This window comes from Xanthobacter sediminis, assembly GCF_043195015.1.
Lineage (GTDB): Bacteria > Pseudomonadota > Alphaproteobacteria > Rhizobiales > Xanthobacteraceae > Xanthobacter.
Genome location: NZ_JBAFWH010000007.1, coordinates 19,634 through 40,625, shown reverse-complemented (window position 1 = coordinate 40,625; position 20,992 = coordinate 19,634). Strand labels below are relative to the sequence as shown.

General features: G+C 71.0%; 17 protein-coding genes. 10 read left to right on the top strand and 7 right to left on the bottom strand.

Translation table 11 applies throughout. From position 1 onward, the window contains the following. Nucleotides 1-68 precede the first annotated feature (68 nt). Nucleotides 69-860 (top strand): SDR family NAD(P)-dependent oxidoreductase, encoded by a 792-nt coding sequence (locus V5F61_RS11010; protein ID WP_393988143.1) that lies wholly within the window; start codon nucleotides 69-71, stop codon nucleotides 858-860. Nucleotides 861-1,171: 311 nt separating this feature from the next. Continuing rightward, complete coding sequence (locus V5F61_RS11005; protein ID WP_393988144.1) at nucleotides 1,172-2,248, top strand: 3-hydroxyacyl-CoA dehydrogenase NAD-binding domain-containing protein; 1,077 nt, start codon at nucleotides 1,172-1,174, stop codon at nucleotides 2,246-2,248. Between the two features lie 793 nt (nucleotides 2,249-3,041). Here the strand turns inward: V5F61_RS11005 and V5F61_RS11000 are convergent. Next, on the bottom strand, nucleotides 3,042-4,271 hold the full coding sequence (locus V5F61_RS11000; protein ID WP_393988145.1) for an amidase: 1,230 nt from the start codon (nucleotides 4,269-4,271) through the stop codon (nucleotides 3,042-3,044). Between the two features lie 111 nt (nucleotides 4,272-4,382). Between V5F61_RS11000 and V5F61_RS10995 the strand changes: the two genes are divergently transcribed. Together V5F61_RS10995 and V5F61_RS10990 are read left to right on the top strand one after the other, a co-directional pair. After that, nucleotides 4,383-5,171 carry a TetR/AcrR family transcriptional regulator gene (locus tag V5F61_RS10995; RefSeq protein WP_393988146.1) on the top strand — a complete coding sequence of 263 codons (789 nt, stop codon included), beginning with the start codon at nucleotides 4,383-4,385 and terminating at the stop codon, nucleotides 5,169-5,171. A gap of 31 nt (nucleotides 5,172-5,202) precedes the next feature. Next, entirely contained in the window at nucleotides 5,203-6,825 is a 1,623-nt protein-coding gene (locus tag V5F61_RS10990; protein ID WP_393988147.1) for a gamma-glutamyltransferase family protein, read from the top strand. A gap of 54 nt (nucleotides 6,826-6,879) precedes the next feature. Here V5F61_RS10990 and V5F61_RS10985 read toward each other — a convergent pair whose 3' ends face one another. The 4 genes from V5F61_RS10985 to modA all read right to left on the bottom strand — a co-directional run bounded on the left by V5F61_RS10985 (nucleotide 6,880) and on the right by modA (nucleotide 10,364). After that, the gene (locus V5F61_RS10985; protein WP_393988148.1) at nucleotides 6,880-7,401 is read right to left on the bottom strand and encodes a MarR family winged helix-turn-helix transcriptional regulator; all 522 of its coding nucleotides are present in this window, start codon (nucleotides 7,399-7,401) and stop codon (nucleotides 6,880-6,882) included. A gap of 386 nt (nucleotides 7,402-7,787) precedes the next feature. Continuing rightward, complete coding sequence (gene modC, locus V5F61_RS10980) at nucleotides 7,788-8,843, bottom strand: molybdenum ABC transporter ATP-binding protein (RefSeq protein WP_393988149.1); 1,056 nt, start codon at nucleotides 8,841-8,843, stop codon at nucleotides 7,788-7,790. Then, nucleotides 8,840-9,523 (bottom strand): molybdate ABC transporter permease subunit, encoded by a 684-nt coding sequence (gene modB / locus V5F61_RS10975; protein ID WP_393988150.1) that lies wholly within the window; start codon nucleotides 9,521-9,523, stop codon nucleotides 8,840-8,842. The genes modC and modB overlap by 4 nt, the downstream gene beginning before the upstream one ends. A gap of 34 nt (nucleotides 9,524-9,557) precedes the next feature. After that, entirely contained in the window at nucleotides 9,558-10,364 is an 807-nt protein-coding gene (gene modA, locus V5F61_RS10970; RefSeq protein ID WP_393988151.1) for a molybdate ABC transporter substrate-binding protein, read from the bottom strand. Nucleotides 10,365-10,631: 267 nt separating this feature from the next. Between modA and V5F61_RS10965 the strand changes: the two genes are divergently transcribed. Continuing rightward, a complete protein-coding gene (locus V5F61_RS10965; protein ID WP_393988152.1) occupies nucleotides 10,632-11,327 on the top strand; it encodes an adenosylcobinamide amidohydrolase in 696 nt (231 codons plus the stop codon). Nucleotides 11,328-11,334: 7 nt separating this feature from the next. Here the strand turns inward: V5F61_RS10965 and V5F61_RS10960 are convergent, their stop codons facing one another. Beyond that, nucleotides 11,335-12,024 (bottom strand): fumarylacetoacetate hydrolase family protein, encoded by a 690-nt coding sequence (locus V5F61_RS10960; RefSeq protein ID WP_393988153.1) that lies wholly within the window; start codon nucleotides 12,022-12,024, stop codon nucleotides 11,335-11,337. 226 nt (nucleotides 12,025-12,250) lie between these two features. On the opposite strand from V5F61_RS10960, the gene V5F61_RS10955 reads away from it, so the two are divergent. Continuing rightward, the gene (locus V5F61_RS10955) at nucleotides 12,251-13,234 is read left to right on the top strand and encodes an LLM class flavin-dependent oxidoreductase (RefSeq protein WP_393988154.1); all 984 of its coding nucleotides are present in this window, start codon (nucleotides 12,251-12,253) and stop codon (nucleotides 13,232-13,234) included. Nucleotides 13,235-13,242: 8 nt separating this feature from the next. On the opposite strand, the gene V5F61_RS10950 is transcribed toward V5F61_RS10955, so the two are convergent. Then, nucleotides 13,243-13,581: a Rieske 2Fe-2S domain-containing protein gene (locus tag V5F61_RS10950; protein ID WP_393988155.1), complete on the bottom strand. Its 339-nt coding sequence runs from the start codon at nucleotides 13,579-13,581 to the stop codon at nucleotides 13,243-13,245. 308 nt (nucleotides 13,582-13,889) lie between these two features. On the opposite strand from V5F61_RS10950, the gene V5F61_RS10945 reads away from it, so the two are divergent. The 4 genes from V5F61_RS10945 to rbbA all read left to right on the top strand — a co-directional run bounded on the left by V5F61_RS10945 (nucleotide 13,890) and on the right by rbbA (nucleotide 20,986). Continuing rightward, nucleotides 13,890-15,620, top strand: coding sequence for an ABC transporter permease (locus V5F61_RS10945; protein WP_393988156.1), 1,731 nt, complete (start codon nucleotides 13,890-13,892; stop codon nucleotides 15,618-15,620). Between the two features lie 41 nt (nucleotides 15,621-15,661). After that, nucleotides 15,662-16,990 (top strand): ABC transporter ATP-binding protein, encoded by a 1,329-nt coding sequence (locus V5F61_RS10940; RefSeq protein ID WP_393988188.1) that lies wholly within the window; start codon nucleotides 15,662-15,664, stop codon nucleotides 16,988-16,990. 140 nt (nucleotides 16,991-17,130) lie between these two features. Beyond that, complete coding sequence (locus V5F61_RS10935; RefSeq protein ID WP_394104037.1) at nucleotides 17,131-18,228, top strand: HlyD family secretion protein; 1,098 nt, start codon at nucleotides 17,131-17,133, stop codon at nucleotides 18,226-18,228. Nucleotides 18,229-18,238: 10 nt separating this feature from the next. After that, nucleotides 18,239-20,986, top strand: a complete 2,748-nt coding sequence (gene rbbA / locus V5F61_RS10930; protein ID WP_393988158.1) for a ribosome-associated ATPase/putative transporter RbbA — start codon at nucleotides 18,239-18,241, stop codon at nucleotides 20,984-20,986. The last annotated feature ends 6 nt before the right edge of the window (nucleotides 20,987-20,992 follow it).

Sequence of the window (20,992 nt, the reverse complement as noted above, 5' to 3'; positions counted from 1 at the left end):
GTCATGTTTGGCACGTTATCATGATGATCGTCATGAATATATGGCCGCCGTTTCGCAGGAGCAATGCCATGGCAGCCCTTCCCTCCATTCTCATCACCGGAGCGTCCTCGGGTATCGGCGCGACCTATGCCGGGCGCTTCGCGCGCCGGGGCCACGATCTCGTGCTGGTCGCCCGCGACCTCGCGCGAATGGAGGCGCTGGCGGAGCGGCTGCGTGCGGAGGCGCGCGTTTCCGTCGACATCCTGCCCGCCGACCTCACAGCGCCCGAAGACCTGGCGGCGGTGGAGGCACGCCTGCGGGAAGACAGCCGGATCGGCATTCTCGTCAACAATGCCGGCGCGGCCCTGAGCGGGGCGTTCGTCGACCAGCCGTCCGATGCTGTCGCGCGGCTGGTGGCCCTCAACACCACGGCCGTGGCGCGCCTTGCCAGCGCCGTCGCGCCTCGGCTGGTCCGGGCCGGGGCGGGCGCCATCGTCAATATCAGCTCGGTCGTCGGGCTGGCGCCGGAGTTCGGCATGGCGGTCTACGGCGCCACCAAGGCGTTCGTCCTGGCCCTGTCCCAGGGGCTCAGCCTGGAGCTTGGTCCCAAGGGCGTCTATGTCCAGGCGGTTCTGCCGGCGGCGACGCGCACCGAAATCTGGGAGCGCGCCAGCATCGACATCAACGCGATTTCCGGGGTGATGGCGGTGGGCGAGCTGGTGGACGCCGCCCTGGTGGGCTTCGACCGTCGCGAGGCGGTGACGATCCCCCCGCTTCCCGATGCCGGGCAATGGGAGGCCTACCAGGCCGCACGGCTGGCCATGCTGCCGGGCTTCGGGCAGGAGCACCCGGCGGAGCGCTATCGCGAGGATCGCGCGTGAACGCGTCTTCATCTCGTTTCATGCGTCCGGACGGCATGCTGCAGGGGCAAGATCGCGGCGCTCTTGAAGCCGGGGGCGATCCGGCCCGTGGTGGATCCGGTCTTTCCGTTCGGCACGCGCCAAGGGGCGGGTCGTCGTAAAGCTCGAATGGCAAAAGCGCCGTGCAGGGAGGCGGCTTTGCGCCCCTCCGAGCAAACGCGCTGCGAACGCCGCCGCCTTTGCACAGGTGGCGGTGCCTCCGGGCCATCGACGCGGGGACGAAGCTGGCGTAGACCCCGGCCCAGGTTCCATTCGCCTGAAGGAGCGTAGCCATGGCCGAAACCTCCCATCATCCCGTCCGCCGCGTCGCCGTCATCGGCGCCGGCACCATCGGCGCGAGCTGGGCGGCGCATTTCCTGGCCCATGGGCTCGACGTGGTGGTGAGCGATCCCGCCCCCGGCGCGCAGGCGCACACCCAGCATCTCATCGAGGGCGCGTGGCCGGTGCTGCGCGCCCTCGGCGCCACCAAGGGCGACCCGAAGGCCTGGCGCTTCGAGCCCGACCCGGTGAAGGCCGTGGCGGGCGTGGACTTCGTGCAGGAGAACGCGCCAGAGCGCTACGAGGTGAAGCAGAAGCTGCTGCCGCTGATCGACGCCGTGCTGCCGCGCGAGGTGGTGATCGCCTCCTCTTCCTCCGGCCTGCTGGTCACGCGCATGTCCGAGGGTTGCCGCTTCCCGGACCGCTGCGTCATCGGCCACCCGTTCAATCCGCCCCATCTCATTCCGCTGGTGGAAGTGGTGGGCGGCCAGAAGGCGAGCCGCGCCGCCATCGACGCCGCCATGGCCTTCTACAAGGCCATCGGCAAGCGGCCCATCGAGATCCGCAAGGAAGTCACCGGCCACGTGGCGAACCGCCTCCAGGCCGCCCTGTGGCGCGAGGCCATCTATCTGGTCCAGGAGGGCGTCGCCTCGGTGGCGGACGTGGACGCGGCGGTGAGCGAGGGGCCGGGCCTGCGCTGGGCGCTCATGGGCCCGCACATGACCTTCAACCTCGGCGGCGGCCAGGGCGGCCTCGCCCACTTCATGGAGCACCTGCTGCCGGCGGTGGAGACCTGGTGGGCCGATCTCGGCACGCCGGACATGACTCCCGAGCTGCAGAAGACGCTGGTGGACGGCGTGAAGGCGGAGGCCGAAGGCCGCTCCATGACCGAGCTGGCCCATTGGCGCGACCGGCTGCTCACGCAGATCCTCACCCTGCGCGCGGCCGAGAGCGCGGAGGCGGAAGCCGCCGCCGTGGACGCGCGCCTCGACGAGGCGCTGGAGGAGACCTTCCCCGGCAGCGACCCGGTTTCCGTGACCCGGCAGACGCCGGAGGAGGATATCGAGGGCGATCCCTCCGCCGAGCGCTGAGCGCGCCGCCGCCAGGAGACGCCTTCGGGAGGCGCCTCCGGCGGCCTTTCTGAGGGCGCTTCCCGGCGTGGTTCCGTGGCACGGCCGCCGGGCGCCCGCTCGTTCGGTCTCGACCCCACGCCGGTCCAAGAGCGCCCCGTCGTCAGGCGCGCCCGGACGCTGGGCGCACGCTGGCGTATCATCGGCCGGGACGTTCCTGCGGGAGGCAGGCGGGGCGGCCGCCTTCGGGTGCGCCTGCCTGAACGTTATGTGCCGCGGCTCTCGCACGTGCACGGCCGGTACCCGCGGCATGCGTTGATCCGGCGCCGGGTCCTCGTCCGCGGGCCGCGCCGACGTCTTTATTCCGGTGGCCGGGGGCGCGCCCTGCGGGCGTCGGCTGGAGCGTGAGCCGGGCGTCCAGGTGGGGCCGCCACCCTCGGAAGCCGTCGGCGACCGCCTTCCGCGTCCCCGCGCTCGGAGGCTGCCGCGCGCATCGGGCGGGTGGGTGCTTTTTACGCCCCCGCGCTATGCCCGCGGTCCTTCGCTCACCTGCCGCGCGGCCCAGCGGAGCGGCACCGTCGCCTTCCGCTCCGACAGCGTCAACCGGCCTGGCTGGGGCCTGAGCCGGGCGCCCAGGTGGGGCCGCCACCCTCGGAAGCCGTCGGCGACCGCCTTCCGCGCACCCGCGCTCGAAGGCTGCCGCGCGCATCGGGCGGGTGGGTGCTTTTTACGCCCCCGCGCTATGCCCGCGGTCCTTCGCTCACCTGCCGCGCGGCCCAGCAGAGCGGCACGGCCGCCTTCCGCCCCGACAGCGTCAACCGGCGCAGACGGCGGTGGCGAGCGCGAGGAGGGCGAGATCGCTGCCCCGCCGCCCCACCAGGGAGAGTCCGATGGGTGCGCCCTCCACCCGCGCCAGCGGCAGCGACACCTGCGGCAGGCCGGCGAGGCCTGCGGGGCACAGGAGGTTCATGGCGAGGTGGCGGTAGGCCACCTCGGTGTCCGCCGCCGCGGATCCCCTCAGCGGGGCGATGCGGGGCGTGGTGGGCAGCAGCAGCACCGTGCCTTCGGGCAGCAGCGCTTCCGTGCGCGCCCGCACCGCGGCGCGCACCGGGCGCGCCGCCGTCACTTCGGCGGGGTCGAGCGCCTCTGCCGCCGCGAAGCGCTCCCGCACGCCGGGGCCGAACGCGGGCCGCGTGGCCTTCACCCAGGCGCCGACGCTCTGCCAGATCTCCGCCGCCTGGAGCGCGCGGAAGGCGGCCGACCATGCGGAAAGTCCTTCTGGCGCCAGCGTGACGCCCTCGGCCGGCGCCACCATCGCCTCCACCCGCCGCACCGGCGGGGCGAGGGCCGCGCGCACGTCCTCGGACAGCAAAGTGAACGCATCGGTGGCGATCAGCAGGCGGGAGGGCATGGCCTCGGGCCCGCCTTCCCCCAGCAGCACCCGGCCAACGGCCGAGAACACGCGGGGATCCCGCGCGAACCAGCCCACGCAATCGAAGCTGGGGGCGAAGGGGGCGATGCCCTGCGCCGGCACGCGGCCGTGGGTGGGCCGCATGCCCAGGATGCCGCAATAGCTCGCGGGCACGCGCACCGAGCCGCCGCAATCGGAGCCCAAAGCGAAATCCACGAGCCCCGCCGCCACCGCCGCCGCCGAGCCGCTGGACGAGCCGCCGGGCACGCGGTCCGGCGCCGCGCTGTTGAGCGGGGTGCCGTAATGCACGTTCTCCCCGGTGAGGGAGTAGGCCAGCTCATCGGATATGGTCTTGCCTGCCACGCTCGCGCCCGCCTCCAGCAGCCGCGCCACGGCCGCCGCGTGGGCCGCGGCGGGCGCATGGGTGCGCGCCCATTCTGGATGGCCGTTGCCGGTGACCGTGCCGGCGACGTCGAGCACATCCTTCACCGCGAAGGAGAGCCCGGCCAGCGGCCCGCCCGCCGTTCCCGGCACCTGCACGCGCGGGCCCGGCACGAAGGCGCCGGCCGCCTCCGCCCCGGTGGGCGAGGCGGAGGGGAGGGGGGTGCGATCGGCGGTGGGCGTGCCGGACATGGCGTGATCCCGGAGCTGGAGGCGGAGGGGCGGACCGCCGTCAGGGCGGGCCATCGGCACCGGAGCAAGGCGCGCCGGTGCCGCGTGACATGTAAGTAAATTTTTGCATATATGTCGAGAGCCGTTCACGATCCGCCAGCGGAGGCGACGCTGCCCAAGACCCGCGAGCCTTCTCTTTCTCCCGCCGCGCCGGCGGAACCCGCGCCGCGCGTGGCGCGTCGTCCCGCCCGCCCGCGTGACGCCGCCGCGACCCGCGCTCGCATCCTCGATGCCGCCCGCGAGGCGTTCGCGCGAGAGGGCTTCGCGGGGGCGCGGGTGGAGCGCATCGCTGGTGCGGCCGAGACCAACGTGCAGATGATCTACCGCTATTTCGGCGACAAGGAGGGGCTCTACCGCGCGGTGCTGGAGGCCACCTACGCGCACCTGCGCGCGCTGGAGCAGGGGCTGGACCTCGCCGCCCTGCCGCCGCTGGAGGGCGTGCGGCGGCTTGTGGAATTCACCTTCGACTATCTGCGCGACACGCCGGATTTCGTCGCCATCATCCGCAACGAGAACATGGCCGGGGCGGCCTTCGCCCGGCAATTGCCCGGGCTCGGCGCCTCCGTGCGCCCGCTGCTCGATGCCATCGGCGGCCTCCTGGCGCGTGGGCGCGCCGCCGGCGTCTTCACCGCGGCGCCGGACGCGGCGGGGCTCTACATCACCATCCTCTCGCTCTCCATCACCCATGTGGCGCAGCGCGACACGCTCTCCGCTTTGCTCGGCTTCGACCTGGGAGATGCCGCCTGGCTCGCGCGGCGCCGGGCGGAGGTGGTGGAGGTGGTGCTCTCCTATCTCACCGCCCCGCGCGGGCCCTCGCCGGTCGCGCCCGTCAAGGCCGCGCCTCGCGCGCGGCGGCCCTGAACCCCTTCCGCCCTTTCGCTCCGGAGCCGAGATGACGCACTTCGACTGGACCGCCGGCTATCCCTCGCGCCGCCTGCCCGTGTTCGGCAGGAACGCTGTTTCCACCTCCCATCCGCTGGCGGCCCAGGTGGGGCTCTCCATGATGTGGAAGGGCGGCAACGCGGTGGATGCGGCCATCGCCTGCGCCGCCGCCATGACGGTGCTGGAGCCTTGCAACAACGGCCTCGGGTCCGATGCCTTCTGCATCCTGTGGGACGGCGGGCGCCTGCATGGGCTCAACGCCTCGGGCCGGGCGCCGGCGGGCTGGAGCCTCGACTATTTCCGCGCCCGCTACGGCGCGGAGGCGAAGCGCCCGCCCCAGCGCGGCTGGGACGCGGTGACCGTGCCCGGCGCGGTGGGCGGCTGGGCCGCCCTTTCGGAGCGCTTCGGCCGCCTTGCGTTCGGCGATCTCCTGGCGCCCGCCATCGAGATCGCCGAGCGGGGCTATGCGGTGCCGCCGGTGGATGCCGTGAAGTGGGAGATGGCCGCCGCCTTGCCGGACCTCGCGCGCCAGGACGGCTTCACACAGGCCTTCCTGCCCCGCGGCCGCGCCCCGCGCGCGGGCGAGCTGTTCCGCATGCCCGGTGCCGCGCGCGCCCTGCGGGCCATCGCCGAAACCAGGGGCGAGGCCCTCTACCGCGGCAGGATCGCAGCCGCGCTGGCTGAGCGGGCGAAAGCGGCCGGCGCCGCCCTCGACGCCACCGACCTGGCCGGTTACGCGCCCGAATGGGTGGAGCCCGTCGCGCAGTCCTACCGGGGCTACACGCTGCACGAGATTCCACCGAGCGGGCAGGGCCTTACCGCGCTGATGGCGCTCGGCATCCTCTCCCGCTTCGACCTGGGCGCGCTCGATCCCGACGGACCGGACGTGCACCACCTGATGATCGAGGCGGTCAAGCTCGCCTTCGCCGATGTCTATCACCAGGTGGCCGACCCCGCGCACATGCGCGTCTCCGCCGAGGCGCTGCTCGATCCCGCCTATCTCGAAGCGCGCGCCGGCCTCATCGACATGGGGCGCGCCCAGCCGTTCGCGCCGGGCAATCCGGTGAAGGGCGGCACCATCTATCTCACGGCGGCCGACGCCTCGGGCATGATGGTGAGTTTCATCCAGAGCAATTTCAACGGCTTCGGCTCGGGCGTGGTGCTGCCGGAATGGGGCCTCTCGCTCCAGAACCGGGGCCACGGCTTCTCGCTCGATCCTGAGAGCCCGAACGTGGTGGGCCCGCGCAAGCGCCCGTTCCACACCATCATTCCCGCCTTCCTAACCCGCGACGGCGCGCCGGTGATGAGCTTCGGGGTGGTGGGCGCCAACATGCAGCCCCAGGGCCATGTGCAGACCCTGGTGCGCATGCTCGATTTCGGCCAGAACCCGCAGGCCGCCTGCGATGCGCCGCGCTGGCGCTTCAACGCGGGCCTCGCCCTCGATATCGAGGCGGCCATGCCGGAAGCGACCCGCGCCGCCTTGGCCGCGCGCGGCCACCGGCTGACGGTGAACGCCGACCCCTATCACGATTTCGGCGCCGGCCAGTTCATCTGGCGCATGGGTGATCCGCGGGCGGAGGGCTATGCGGCGGTGAGCGATCCGCGCCGGGACGGGCAGGCCGCGGCGTTCTGAGCGCGGGCTGGAGCGAACCCTCCTGGCGCCGGTCGAGGACCTCGGCCGATGGCCTCAGCCGAGGTCGAATTTCGACCGGCGGGCGGCGTGCGCCTCCACGATCTTCTTCATGGCGCCGATGAGCGCGGCCTTCTCCTGCGGGCTCAGCATCTCCACCGTGGCGGCGTGGGCCTGGCGGGCGGCGCCCTCCATCTGCTCCAGCAGGGCGCGGCCCTCGGCGGTGAGCGAGCAGCTCTGGGAGCGCCGGTCGGTGGCGGAGGTGGAGCGCCGCACGAGGCCGCGCGCTTCCAGCCGCTTCAGCGCGCCGGTGGTGGTGGTGCGATCGAGGGCGACGAGGCGCGAGAGGGTGGTCTGGTCCGCCTCCTCGCGCCCGGCGAGGGCCGAGAGCAGGGAATATTGCACCGGGGTGACGGCGAAGGGCGCGCACAGCTCGGCGAACAGGCTCACATGGATCTGGTGCACGCGCCGGGCGAGGAAGCCCGGCCGCTCGAACAGGGCCCAGTCCGTCTCCGGGCGGGTCTCGGGCTCCGCCGCGCGGGATGGGGCCTCGCCCTTGGCTTTCCTGGATGCCGCCATGGTCTTTTCCTGTCGCCCCTCCTGCCGCCCTCCGGCGCGCGTGCCGCGATCGGGCCCGCAATGCCCAATACCCCGCCGGGCAGGCGCGTGCCAGAGCCGGACGCGGCACGCGATGCCACGTCGCCCTCTTCGGCGCGGCGACGGTGGGGCTTGCGGCAGGTGCGTGTAACGTCGCTGTGGGAGCAGGTCGCGGCCGGAGCGCGGCACTTTGCGCCCGCTCCCTCGGACGGGGGGAGAAGATTTCGCGGTGCCTGCGGGGCGGATGCGTTGCTGTCGTGGGCGTGCCTGGAGCATGTTCGGCAAGCATAGGTGTGTCGAACATGCTCCAGGCACATGTTTTCGGCGCAGCTCCGTACGCCAGCTCCACCGCTTGGGCTGGTTTTGCCTCAGAGTACCTGCACGCCGATGGACTTGAACAGCGCCAGCACCGGCTTGCCGGGCTGGATGTCGAGATCGTGCCGGGAATCGGGGGTGAGCTGGGAGAGGAACAGGGTGTTGCCCACCGCGACCTCCACCAGCGCCATGGTCTTGTCCTCGGTCTCGCGCACGTTGCGCACCGTGCCGGCGATGACGTTGTTGGTGCTGATGGCCTGGGGCTCCTCCAGCGCCAGCGCCACCTCGCTCGCCGGAATGCGCACCCGCACGGGCGTGCCGGGCGACCGTTCCATGATCGGCACCAGGATCTTCACGCCGCCCGCGTCGAGCTCCGTGAGCCAGCGCGCGCCGTCGTGCCGGCCGATCCGGGCGGAGAGCACCGCGCCGGCGTTGGTGCCGGTGGAGAAGGGAAGGTCGGCGCGCGCGAGCACCTCGCCCACGGGGCCCGCGGCCTCCACATGCCCCTTGGACATGAGCACCAGCGTATCCGCCAGCCGCGCCACCTCCTCGATGGAGTGGGTGACGATCATGATGGGGATGTGCATCTCGTCGTGCAGGCGCGCGAGGAAGGGCATGATCTCCTGCTTGCGCGAGGCGTCGAGCGCCGCCATGGGCTCGTCCATCAGCAGCAGGCGCGGCTGGCTGAGCAGGGCGCGGCCGATGGCCACGCGCTGGCGCTCGCCGCCGGAGAGCCGGCCCGGCCGCCGGTCGAGCAGGTGGCCGATGCCGAGCAGCTCCACCGTCTCGTCGAACTTCACCGGCCCCTCGGGGGCGCGGCGCATGCCGTAGCGCAGGTTGCTCCCCACGGACATGTGGGGGAACAGCCGTCCGTCCTGGAAGACGACGCCGATGCGGCGCTCCGCCGGCGCCTTGTCGGAGAGCACGTCGCCGTCGAGGACGATGCGCGCCGTGTCGGCCTTGAGCAGGCCCGACACGGCGGACATCACCGTGGTCTTGCCGCAGCCTGAGGGGCCGAACAGGGCCACCACGCCCGGTGTCGGCGCGCTGAAGGAGACATCCAGGGAGAAGCTGGGAAAGTCGTGCTTGACCGTGACGTCGAAGCTCATGCGCGTAGCCGCTTTCCGACCCATTCGCCGATGAGCAGGCCGGCCACGGCGAGCACCACCGAAATCAAGGAGAGGCGCGCCGCCGCGTCCTCGCCGCCCGGGGTCTGCAGGGCGGTGAAGATGGCCAGCGGCAGGGTCTGGGTCTGGCCCGGCACGTTGGAGGCGAAGGTGATGACCGCGCCGAACTCGCCGAGGCTCGCCGCATAGGCGGTGATGGCGCCGGAGACGACGCCCGGCGCCATGAGCGGCAGGGTGACCGAGAAGAAGCGGTCCACCGACCTCGCGCCGAGGGTGCTGGCCGCATCCTCGAGCCCGCGGTCCACCGAATCGAGCGAGAGCCGGATCGCCCGCACCATGAGCGGAAAGCTCATGACCGCGCACGCCAGCGCCGCGCCATTGGCGGTGAACACCAGGCGGATGCCGAACCAGTTGTTGAGGAACTGGCCGATGGGGCCGCGGATGCCGAACACCACCAGCAGCATCCAGCCCACCACCACCGGGGGCAGGACGAGCGGCAGGTGCACGAAGATGTTGAGGGCGGTCCGGCCGGGAAGGCCGGGCCACCGCAGCAGCAGCGATACCATGATCGCCAGCGGCAGGCCCATGGCGACCGCCTGGGCGGCCACCATGAGGCTGAGGCGGACTGCCTGCCACTCTTCCGCGCTGAGGCTGAAGTCCATGGAAAATCTTCAGATCAGGATTGCGTCGCCGCTCTCACTTGACCTCTGAGAAGCCGAGCTTCTTGTAGACTTCCATGGCCTCCGGCCCCACCAGGAAGGCGAGCACGGCGCGGGCGTCGGGGGTGTCCTGGGCGGTCACGATCACGAAGGGATAGGTGACGGGCTCGTGGGATTCCGCCGGGAAGGTGCCCACCACCTTCACGCGGGTGGAGACGGCGGCATCGGTGCCGTAGACGATGCCGAGCGGGGCCTCGCCGCGTTCCACCAGCAGCATGGCTGCGCGCACGCTGTCGGCGCGGGCGAGGCGCGGGCCGATGGCATCCCACTGGCCCATCCAGGTCAGGGCCTGCTGGGCGTAGAGGCCCACCGGAACGTGCGCCGGGTCGCCGGTGGCGAGGCGGCCGTTGGCCCCGAGCAGGGCGGCGAGGTCGGTGGTCTTGGTGATGTCCACCTTCACGGTGCTGTCGTTGGGGGCGATGAGCACGAGGTCGTTGCCCAGCGGCGACACGCGGGTGGACTTCACGAGCAGGTTGCGCTCGATGCCCCAGTCGGCCCAGCGCTGGTCGGCCGAGATGAAGACGGCGGCCTGGGCGCCCTGCTCGATCTGCCGGATCAGGGTGGAGGAAGCCGCGAAATTGAACTGCAGGGGCGCATTGCCCTTGGCCACCCAGATCTCGTTCACCTGGCGCATCGCATCCGACATGGAGGCGGCGGCGAAGACGGTCTGGGTGGTGGTGACCTTGGCCGGAACGGGCGCCGGCTTGGCTTCCTCGGCGGAGGCGATGGAGGGGAGCGCAATGGAAAGGCAAAGAAGAGCGGCTGAGAGCAGTCGGAAGGCCATCGGAATGTCCTGAATTATATTCAGATAAATATAGCTTAGGGCAGGCGGCCAGTATCTGCCAACCGCATTTCACACCGGAACCGCCCGCCTGCGACCATTGTCGCATGCTTCCCGCAGCCCGGCGGCGGGGCGATGGACACGGCGGCGGCGGCCGGGCATGGTGCCCGCGCACTCCTTGTCACACCGGATTCTCGTGATTTTCCCCAGCCTTCGCACGCCTCTTCGCCCCGACGCCCTCCGGACGCTCGCCTGCTCCGAGGCGGCGCGATGAAATCCCCTATGTGCTCCCTGTTCTCCGTGGAGCCGGCGCGGCCGCTGCTGGTGGCGCGCTTCGCGCACGAGCAGCGCATGGTGTCGTGGTCCATCACCCGGCCCGGCTTCGTCACGGCGCGCGCGGTGGCCTGGCTGGAGGTGCGCAACGCGGACCTGACCGCCGATCTCGACGTGCCCCAATGGTTCTCGGCGCGCCTCGCCGCCGCCGGCCTCGGCGCGGCGGTGGGGCTGCTCACCTCCCGCAACGTCGATCACCATCATGTCGCGCAATGCACGGTGGAGGGCGTGACGGCGGCGTGCCTCGTCACCCTCGGCCTCAACAACGGGGAGCGGGTGGGCGCGCGCTTCTCGCCGGAGGCCGCCGCGCGCCTCTCCGCCGGCACCGTGAACATGCTGGCGGCGGTGGACGTGCCGCTGACAGACGCGGCCCTGCTGGAGGCCTCCTCCATCGTGGTGCAGGCGCGTACCCGCGCCATCCTGGAGGCGGATTTCCGGCGCCCCGGCGCTGCCGAGGCGGTCTCCGGCACCGGCACCGACTGCGTGGTGATGAGCGCCCCGGCGACGGGCGAGGGGCTGCCCTATGCCGGGCTGCACACCGCGGTGGGCGAGGCGGTGGGCGCCGCCGCGCTCGCCGCCACGCGCGAGGCCGCCGCCGTGTGGCTGGCGGACCCCGCCCGGCTCGTTTTCTGAAGGCCGCTCAGGCGAAGCGGATGTCGAGGGTGCCCACGCCCTCGACGCCGCCTTCCAGCCGGTCCCCGCGCGAGATGTGACCCACGCCCGCCGGGGTGCCGGTGAAGATGAGGTCGCCGGGCGCGAGGCGGAACAGGGTGGAGAGGGTGGCGATCACCTCCGGCACCTTCCAGATCATCTGGTTGAGGTCGCCCTGCTGCTTCAGCGTGCCGTTCACGTTGAGGAAGATGCGCCCGGAGGCGGGGTGGCCGATGCGGCTCGCCGGCACCAGGGCCGAGCAGGGCGCTGCGTCCTCGAACGCCTTGGCCGGCTCCCAGGAGCGGCCCATCTTCTTCAGCTCCGCCTGCAGGTCGCGGCGGGTGAGGTCGAGGCCCACCGCATAGCCGTAGACATGGTCGAGGGCGCTGCTCGCGGGAATGTCGGTGCCGCCCGATTTCAGCGCCACCACGAGCTCGATCTCGTGGTGCAGGTCGTTCGTGCCCTTGGGATAGGCGGCGGTGGCGCCGTTCGGCACCAGGGTGTCCGGATTCTTCTGGAAGAAGAAGGGCGGTTCCTTGTCCGGGTCGTGCCCCATCTCGATGGCGTGGTCGGCATAGTTGCGGCCGACGCAATAGATGCGGTGGACGGGAAAGACCACGTTCTCGCCGGCCACCGGCAGGGTCGGGATGGGCAGGGGGGAAAACGCATACTCGGCCATGGGCAAGCTCCGGGCAAAGCGGGACGCCCCTGATTAGGAGCTTCCGCCGCCCGAGGAAAGCGCGCGCCGCCATGCGCGCAAGTGCGACCACGATGCCGCTGACGGCATTGCTATATTCATATAAATATAACGTGTGGGCATTTGCCCCGCGATGTGCACCCGATCTGCGGCGCGGCCGCCGGTTCCCCCCCGGTGCCGCGCCGCCTTTTTGTGTTGGGAGATTGCCATGCAGTTCGGCCTTTTCTGCACCTATGAAAATCCGCAGCAGGACTATGTCAGCGCCTATGCGGAACAAGCCGAGCTGGTGCGCCTCGCGGAGGACCTGGGGTTCGAGGAAGCCTGGGTGGCCGAGCACCATTTCAACCCCGGCGCCGCGAGCCCCTCGTGCCTTGCGCTCCTCGCCTACCTTGCCGGGCTGACGCGCCGCATCCGCCTCGGTTCCGCCGCGGTGCTGCTGCCGTTCCGTGATCCCATCACGGTGGCGGAGGACGTGGCGAGCGTGGACATCCTCTCGCGCGGACGGCTCAACCTCGGGGTGGCGCGGGGCGGGCCCTTTCCGGTGCAGAACAAGCATTTCCACGTGGACAAGGAGGCCTCCCGCGCGAGGACGCTGGAGGCGCTCACCGTCATCGAGAAGCTGCTCTACGAGCCGGTCGCGCATTTCAAGGGCGAGTTCTTCACGCTCGACGGGGTGGAACTGGTGCCGAAGCCGGTGCAGGCGCCCATCCCCACCTTCCTCGCCACCGCGACGCCGGATGCGCTGCAGCTCGCGGCCGCGCGCGGCTATGGCGCCATGGCGGCGCCGCCCTTTCCCCTCGATGGCGTGCGCGAGAGCCTGCGCCTCTACCGCGAGGCGGCTCCCGGCGTGGACCCGCGCCTCACCCTCATCCGCTTCTACCATGTGGCCGCCACGCGCGAGCAGGCGGTGGAGGAGGCAAAGGGCTTCCTGAAGCCGTTCGTGGAGCGCATGCAGAGCGTGACGCAGCAGGCCGCGCCCGGCTGGACCCCCTGGTTCGCCCTCGACCGGATGATCGCCGATTCCCTTGTCGGCACGGTAGCGGACGTGGAGGAGAAGATCGCCGCTCTCGGCGCCGACCTTTCGCCCCGCGCGCTGCTGCTGAAGCCCCTGAGCCCCGCCTTCGCCAAGCGGCGGGCCGATATCGAGCTGTTCGCCCGCGCGATCCGCCCGCGGCTTCAGGCCGCCGCCTGAGAGGCGGCTCAGGCGGGGGTGCGCGGCGCCTTCACCGGTCCCACGTCCACCTGGATCTCGTCGCCCTCGATGCGCACCGGGTAGGGGTGGAGCGCGTTGCGGACGAGGTGCGTCACGCACTTGCCGTTTGCGGCGTCGAACCCCCACTGGTGGTGGGGGCAGGTGACGGTCTTGCCGTTGAAGGTCGCCCCCTCCATGGGCACGTCCGCGTGCGGGCAGCGGCCGCGATAGGCGGCCAGGGCCCCGCCCGCCGGCCACAGCAGCATCACGCTCTTGCGCCCGGCTTGGAAAAGGCCCATGCCCCCCTCGCGCACGGCATCGGTGTGACAGATAAAGGTGAAAGCCATCGCGGTCGCCTTCCGGAAAGGGAATTCCGCATGGAGACACGCAATTTGCGGACCACAGCCGGGCCGGCCGCGCGCACGACCCTCTCGCGCGGGCTCCCGCGGCGGGACGGTGCGGTGCGCATGCCTTTCGGGCCCCATCCGGCGGGCAAACGTGCCGGTGCCCGCGATGCAGGGGCCCTCGGGTTGCCGCCGGAATGCGGGCTGCTCGTGTCCGTGCTTGGCCGTGTCTGTGTTCGGTCTGTTACACGCGCTACGTATGCTCGCCTGCATTCAGGGCTTTCCGCTTCCTCCCACGCCTCGGCCCCACCATGACGCGCTTTCAGCATCCCTCGGCCGTCGGAGTCGTCGCCCGCCACGCACCGAACCTCTGGGACGGGCTGGCGTTCAGCCTGATCTTCGGCGTCATCATCCTCATCTCCCACGGCGGGAGCGAGACGCTGGTGCCCATCTCGGCCCTCGACCAGTATCCGGTCTCGCTCGATCCGGAGATGCTGCCTGAGTACGCCCTGCGCACCACCTTGCGGATGCTGGCGGCGATGGCGGCCTCGGTGGCCTTCACGCTCCTCTATGGCGCGCTCGCGGCCAAGAGCCGGCGCGCCGAGATGGTGCTCATCCCCATCCTCGACATCCTGCAGTCGGTGCCCATCCTCGGCTTCCTGTCGTTCACCGTCGTGGGCTTCATGGCGATGTTTCCGGGGCAGGTGATCGGGGTCGAGCTCGCAGCCATCTTCGCCATCTTCACCAGCCAGGCCTGGAACATGGCCTTCAGCTTCTACCAGTCGCTGAAGACCGTCCCGCACGACCTGGAAGAGGCCTCGCAGGCGTTCCATCTCTCGTCGTGGCAGCGCTTCTGGCGCCTCGAGGTGCCGTTCGCCATGCCGGGCCTGGTGTGGAACGCCATGATGTCCATGTCGGGCGGCTGGTTCTTCGTGGTGGCCTCGGAGGCCATCTCGGTGGGCAACGTCACCTACACCCTGCCGGGCATCGGCTCCTACGTGGCGCTCGCCATCCAGCAGAGCGACCTGGCCGCCGTGGGCTGGGCGGTGGGGGCCATGCTGGTCGTCATCCTGCTCTATGACCAGATCCTGTTCCGGCCGCTGGTGGCCTGGGCGGACCGGTTCCGGGTGGAGCTTTCGGCGGGCGCCACCGCGCCCAAGTCGTGGCTGCTGGATGCCATGCGCCGCGGCCGGCTGCTGCGGATCGTGCTCGCCCCGGTGGGGGCGGCGCTTGCGTGGACCGCCCGCCAGCGCTTCGAGGCGCCGGTGCCGCAGGCGGCCCGCGCTGCTCTCGGCCGCCGTTGGGCGGACTGGGCCTGGATCGCGATCGTGCTGGCGGTCACGGCCTATGCGCTGGTGTCCATCGCGCGGTTCGTGGCCACCGAGCTGGCCTGGAGCGACCTTGCCCATGTGGCCTGGCTCGGCTCGCTCACCCTGGTGCGGGTGCTGGTGCTGATCGCCCTGGCGAGCCTGATCTGGGTGCCCATCGGCGTGTGGATCGGGCTCCGGCCACGGGTGGCGGAGCGGGTGCAGCCGCTGGCGCAGTTCTTGGCCGCGTTCCCGGCCAATATCGTGTTCCCGTTCGCGGTGGTGCTCATCGTCCGGTTCGGGCTCGATCCGGATATCTGGCTGTCGCCGCTGATGGTGCTCGGCACCCAGTGGTACATCCTGTTCAACGTGATCGCCGGCGCCAGCGTGTTCCCCAACGACCTGAAGGAGGCCGCCGCCACCTTCCACGTGGGCGGCTGGAACTGGTGGCGGAAGGTGATCCTGCCGGGCATCTTCCCCTATTATGTGACGGGCGCCATCACCGCCAGCGGCGGCTCCTGGAACGCCTCCATCGTCGCCGAGGTGGCGAGCTGGGGCTCCACCACGCTGAAAGCGCAGGGCATCGGCTCCTATATCGCGGACGCCACCACGGCGGGCGACTATCCGCGCATCGTGCTCGGCGTCGCGGTCATGTCGGCCTATGTGCTTCTATTCAACCGCCTGCTGTGGCGCCCCATGTACGTGCTCGCCGCGCGGCGCACGCGGCTCGACTGATCGCAGGGGAGGCTCTCATGACCAACGGCATCTCCGACAGCATGACCGCCGGCGGCGCGCTCGCCGCGGACCCCTCGTCCCTGGTCCACCTCGCGGGCGTGCACCAGATCTACCACAAGGGCGACAACGCGGACCTCGTGGTGCTCGACGACGTCTCCCTCGACATCCGGCGCGGGGAGATCGTGGGCCTGCTGGGCCGTTCCGGCTCGGGCAAGTCCACCCTGCTGCGCATCATCGCCGGCCTGCTGCGGCCCACCGACGGCGACGTGCGCTGGTGCGGGCAGCCGGTGACGGGCCCGTGCGACGGGCTCTCCATCGTGTTCCAGAGCTTTGCGCTGTTCCCGTGGCTCACGGTGCTGCAGAACGTGGAGCTGGGCCTGGAGGCGCTTGCCGTGGACGCGGCCGAGCGGCGCCGCCGCGCGCTGGAGGCCATCGACCTCATCGGCCTCGACGGCTTCGAGAACGCCTATCCCAAGGAGCTCTCGGGCGGCATGCGCCAGCGGGTGGGCTTCGCCCGCGCCCTGGTGGTGCATCCGCGCCTGATGCTGATGGACGAGCCCTTCTCCGCCCTCGACGTGCTCACCGCCGAAACCCTGCGCACCGACATCATCGACCTGTGGTCCGAGGGGCGCCTGCCCATCGAATCCATCCTCATGGTCACCCACAACATCGAGGAGGCGGTGCTGATGTGCGACCGCGTCCTCATCTTCTCCTCCAATCCCGGCCGGGTCGCCACCGAGCTACGGATCGAGCTGCCGCACCCGCGCCACCGCACCGATCCCGCCTTCCGCCGGCTGGTGGACGACATCTACGGCCGCATGACCCAGTCGCCGCTCGAGCCGCGCAAGATCACGGCGGGCGATGCCGGGGCGGGCATCGGCATGGGGCTTATCCTGCCCGCCGTCTCCACCAACGTGCTCTCCGGCCTCATGGAGACGGTCGCCGCCTCGCCCTTCGGCGGCCGCGCCGACCTGCCGGAACTGGCCGAGACGCTGCGGATGGAGGTGGACAAGCTCTTTCCGGCGGTGGAGGCGCTCCAGCTCCTGCGCTTCGCCGACCTCGCCAATGGCGACGTGACCCTGACCGAGGAGGGGTTCCGTTTCGTCGCCTCCGATGTGGACGATCGCAAGCGCCTGTTCGCCGAGCACATGCTGGCCCACGTGGCGCTCGCGGCCCTCATCAGGCGCGTGCTCGACGAGCGGCCGGCCCACCGCGCCCCGTTCGCGCGCTTCGCCGGAGAGCTCGAGGACTACATGTCCGAGGAGTTCGCGGAGACGACGCTGCACACCGCCATCTCGTGGGGGCGCTACGCGGAGCTGTTCGGCTATGACGCCCAGGCCCGCCAGTTCAACCTGGACAACCCCGCCTGAGGGTTCCCCGCGGACGGGTGATGCCGCATTGCGGTATCACCGGGAAGTGTGGGAGAAGAGGACAACCCTCCGCTGCGGATCGCGGCGACGCCTCCCCGGCGCGCCAGAACCCCGCCGCCTGTCCGGGAGACATGTCGTCGATGAAGCGGACCCTGTCGTTCATCGTCCTGTTCCTCGCCGTGATCGCCCTCGGCGGCTATGGCGCCTATTACCTCGCCTCCCGCTCCCGCGCGCTGCCGCCGGGCTTTGCCTCGGGCAACGGACGCATCGAGGCCACCGAGGTGGACGTGGCCACCAAGGCCCCCGGCCGCGTGCTCGACGTGCTGGTGGAGGAGGGGGACTTCGTGAATGAGGGCCAGGTGGTGGCCCACATGGACGTGGCGGAGACCGCCGCCGCCCTGCGCACAGCCCAGGCGCAGGAGGTGCAGGCCATCAAGTCCCGCGACACGGCGACCCACGTGGTGGAGCAGCGCAAGGGCGAGCTCGACCTCGCCACCAAGGAGCTGGAGCGCCAGACCACCCTGGTGGAGAAGGGCTTCACCACCGAGCAGAAGGTGGACCAGTATCGCACCACCAAGCTCACCGCCCAGGCCGCCCTGGCGGCGGCGGAGAGCAGCCTCGCCGCCAGCGAATCCGCCATCCGCGCCGCCGAGGCCGAGGTGGAGCGCCTGACCCGGCTGGTGCAGGACGGCACGCTGGTGGCGCCCAAGTTCGGCCGCGTGCTCTACCGCCTCGCCGAGCCCGGCGAGGTGTTGGCAGCGGGCGGCAAGGTGCTGACCCTGCTCGACCTCTCCAATGTCTACATGACCGTCTTCCTGCCCGCCGCCGATGCCGGTCGCGTCGCTCTCGGCACCGAGGCTCGGCTGCTGCTGGAACCGCTGCCGGACCGGGCAGTGCCGGCCAATGTGTCGTTCGTCTCGGCGCGCGCCCAGTTCACCCCCAAACAGGTGGAGACCCAGAGCGAGCGCGACCGCATGATGTTCCGCGTGAAGCTCCGCATTCCCCAGGCGCTGGTGGAGAAGTACATCGCCCAGGCCAAGACCGGCGTGACCGGGGTGGGCTACGTGCGGCTTGATTCCACCGCCCAGTGGCCGAGCTGGCTCGATTCCGATTTGGTGCAGGAAGCCGCCTCCCCACGTGAGCCCGAGGCGTCCAAGGCCGTTCCGGTGGCCATAGACGCTCAAAAGGCCGATGGGGCGAAGCCGGCCGCGCCCGCGCCGGCTGGGGTGCCGAAGTGAGGTTCGCCCCGTGGCGGAGCCGGCCGTGACCGCCGGCGGCGACCCCGCAGGCGCGCCGGCCGCGGCGCTGCGGCTTTCGGGCATCCGCCATCGGTATGGCAAGACCCTCGCCGTGGATGGCATCGACCTCTCCATCACAGAGGGGGCCTCGGTGGCGCTGGTGGGGCCGGACGGGGTGGGCAAGTCCACCCTCCTCGGGCTCATCACCGGTGCCAAGCGCATCCAGGAGGGGCGGGTGGAGGTGCTGGGGGCGGATCTCGCCACCCGCCGCGCGCGCGATCTCGCGCAGCCGCGCATCGCCTTCATGCCCCAGGGCCTGGGGCGCAATCTCTACCCCAACCTCACGGTGGCGGAGAACATCGCCTTCTTCGCCCGCCTGTTCGGCGAGAATGCCGATGCCAAGGGCGCGCGGGTGGCCCCGCTGCTGGAGGCCACCGGCCTCACGCCTTTCGCCGGGCGGCTCATGCGCAAGCTCTCCGGCGGCATGAAGCAGAAGCTGGGCCTGTGCTGCGCCCTGGTGCACGACCCCGACCTGCTGGTGCTGGACGAGCCCACCACCGGCGTCGATCCCCTTTCGCGCCGGCAGTTCTGGGATTTCGTGGAGACCATCCGTGCCGACCGGCCGCACCTCACCTTGCTGGTGGCCACCTCCGACATGGAGGAGGCGGCGCGCTTCGAGCGCGTGGTGATGGTGGACGACGGCCGCATCCTCGCCGACGACAGCCCCGCCACCCTGCTGGAGAAGACCGGACAGCCCAATCTGGAGCGGGCCTTCATCTCGCTCCTGCCGCAGGACCGGCGCGGCAATGGGGACGGGGCCACGCCGAGCGCCCCCATTCCGGACGACGCGCCCATCGCCATCGAATCGCGCGGGCTCACGCGCCGGTTCGGGGATTTCGTGGCGGTGGACCACGTGACCTTCAAGATCCGCCGCGGCGAGATCTTCGGCTTCCTCGGCTCCAACGGCTGCGGCAAGTCCACCACCATGAAGATGCTCACGGGCCTCCTGCCCGCGAGCGAGGGCGAGGCGCTGCTGTTCGGCGTGCCGGTGGACCCCTCCGACATTGAGAGCCGCCGGCGGGTGGGCTACATGTCCCAGGCCTTCTCGCTCTACGGCGAATTGACCGTGCGGCAGAACCTGGAGCTGCACGCGCGCCTGTTCTCCCTGGAGAAAGAGGCGGCGGCCGCGCGCATCGCCAGGCTCACCGCAGATTTCGATCTCGATGACCACCTCGACGCCCTTTCCGACGGCCTGCCGCTGGGCGTGCGCCAGCGCCTGTCGCTGGCGGTGGCGATCCTGCACGATCCCGAGCTGCTGATCCTCGACGAGCCCACCTCGGGCGTGGACCCGGTGGCGCGCGACGGCTTCTGGGACCACCTGCAGCGCCTCTCGCGGGAGGAGGGGGTGACCATCTTCGTCTCCACCCATTTCATGGGCGAGGCGGAGCGGTGCGACCGCATCTCCTTCATGCACGCGGGCCGCGTCATCGCCACCGGTACCCCGGAGGAGCTGAAGGCGGCGCAGAAGGCGCCCTCCCTGGAGGAGGCCTTCATCGCCTACATGGAGATGGGCGGCCGCGAGGCGCAGACCGACGCCCGCCTGCCGCCACCGGCCGCCGCGCCCGCGCGGCGCAAGAGCTTCTCCTGGGCCCGGCTCGGCGCCTATGCCTGGCGGGAAAGCCTGGAGCTGCGGCGCGATCCGGTGCGCCTCGCCTTCGCGCTGCTCGGCACCGCCCTCCTCATGATCATCTTCGGCTACGGCATCACCCTCGACGTGGACAAGCTGCGCTTCGCCGTGCTCGACCGCGACCAGACCGCCGAGAGCCGCGCCTATGTCGATGGCTTCGCCCATTCCACCTATTTCGTGGCCGAGCGGCCCATCACCGACCCCGCCGACCTCGACCGCCGGCTGAAGGCCAATGACATCGCCTTCGCCATCGAGCTGCCGCCGAGCTTCGGCGCCGACCTGCGGGCCGGGCGGCCCACCGAGGTGCTCGTCACCATCGATGGCGCCATGCCGTTCCGGGCCGAGACCATCCAGGGCTACGTGCAACAGGTGCACACCCAGTTCCTCCAGCAGGCGGCGGAGACGGCCGGCGGCACCCTTTCCACCGCCGCGAGCCTGGAGATGCGCTACCGCTACAACCAGTCGTTCCGCTCGGTGGACGCCATGGTGCCGGCGGTGATTGCGCTCATGCTCATCTTCATCCCCGCCATCCTCACGGCGCTGGGGGTGGTGACGGAGAAGGAGCTGGGCTCCATCACCAACCTCTATGTGACGCCGGTGACGAAGCTGGAATTCCTGCTGGGCAAGCAGGCGCCCTACGTGGTGGTGGCGGTGTTCAACTTCTTCGTCATGGTGGGGCTCGCGCTGTTCCTGTTCGGGGTGCCGCTGAAGGGCTCGTTCCTGGGGCTGCTGCTGGGGGCGATCGTCTATGTGCTCGCCACCACCGCCATCGGGCTCGTCTCCTCCACCCTGACCAACACCCAGGTGGCGGCCCTGTTCGGCACCGCCATTGGCACCATGATGCCGGCAACCCAGTTCTCGGGCCTGCTCCAGCCGGTCGCCACGCTGGAGGGCGCGGCCTGGGCGGTGGGCACCTTCTTCCCCACCACCTACTTCATGCGCATCAGCGTCGGCGCCTTCACCAAGGGGCTGGGCTTCATGGAGCTCCTGCCCTTCATCCTGGTCACGGCGGCGTTCTGGCCGGCGCTGCTGTTGCTGGCGCACACCATCCTGCGCAAGCAGGAGACGTGAGATGGC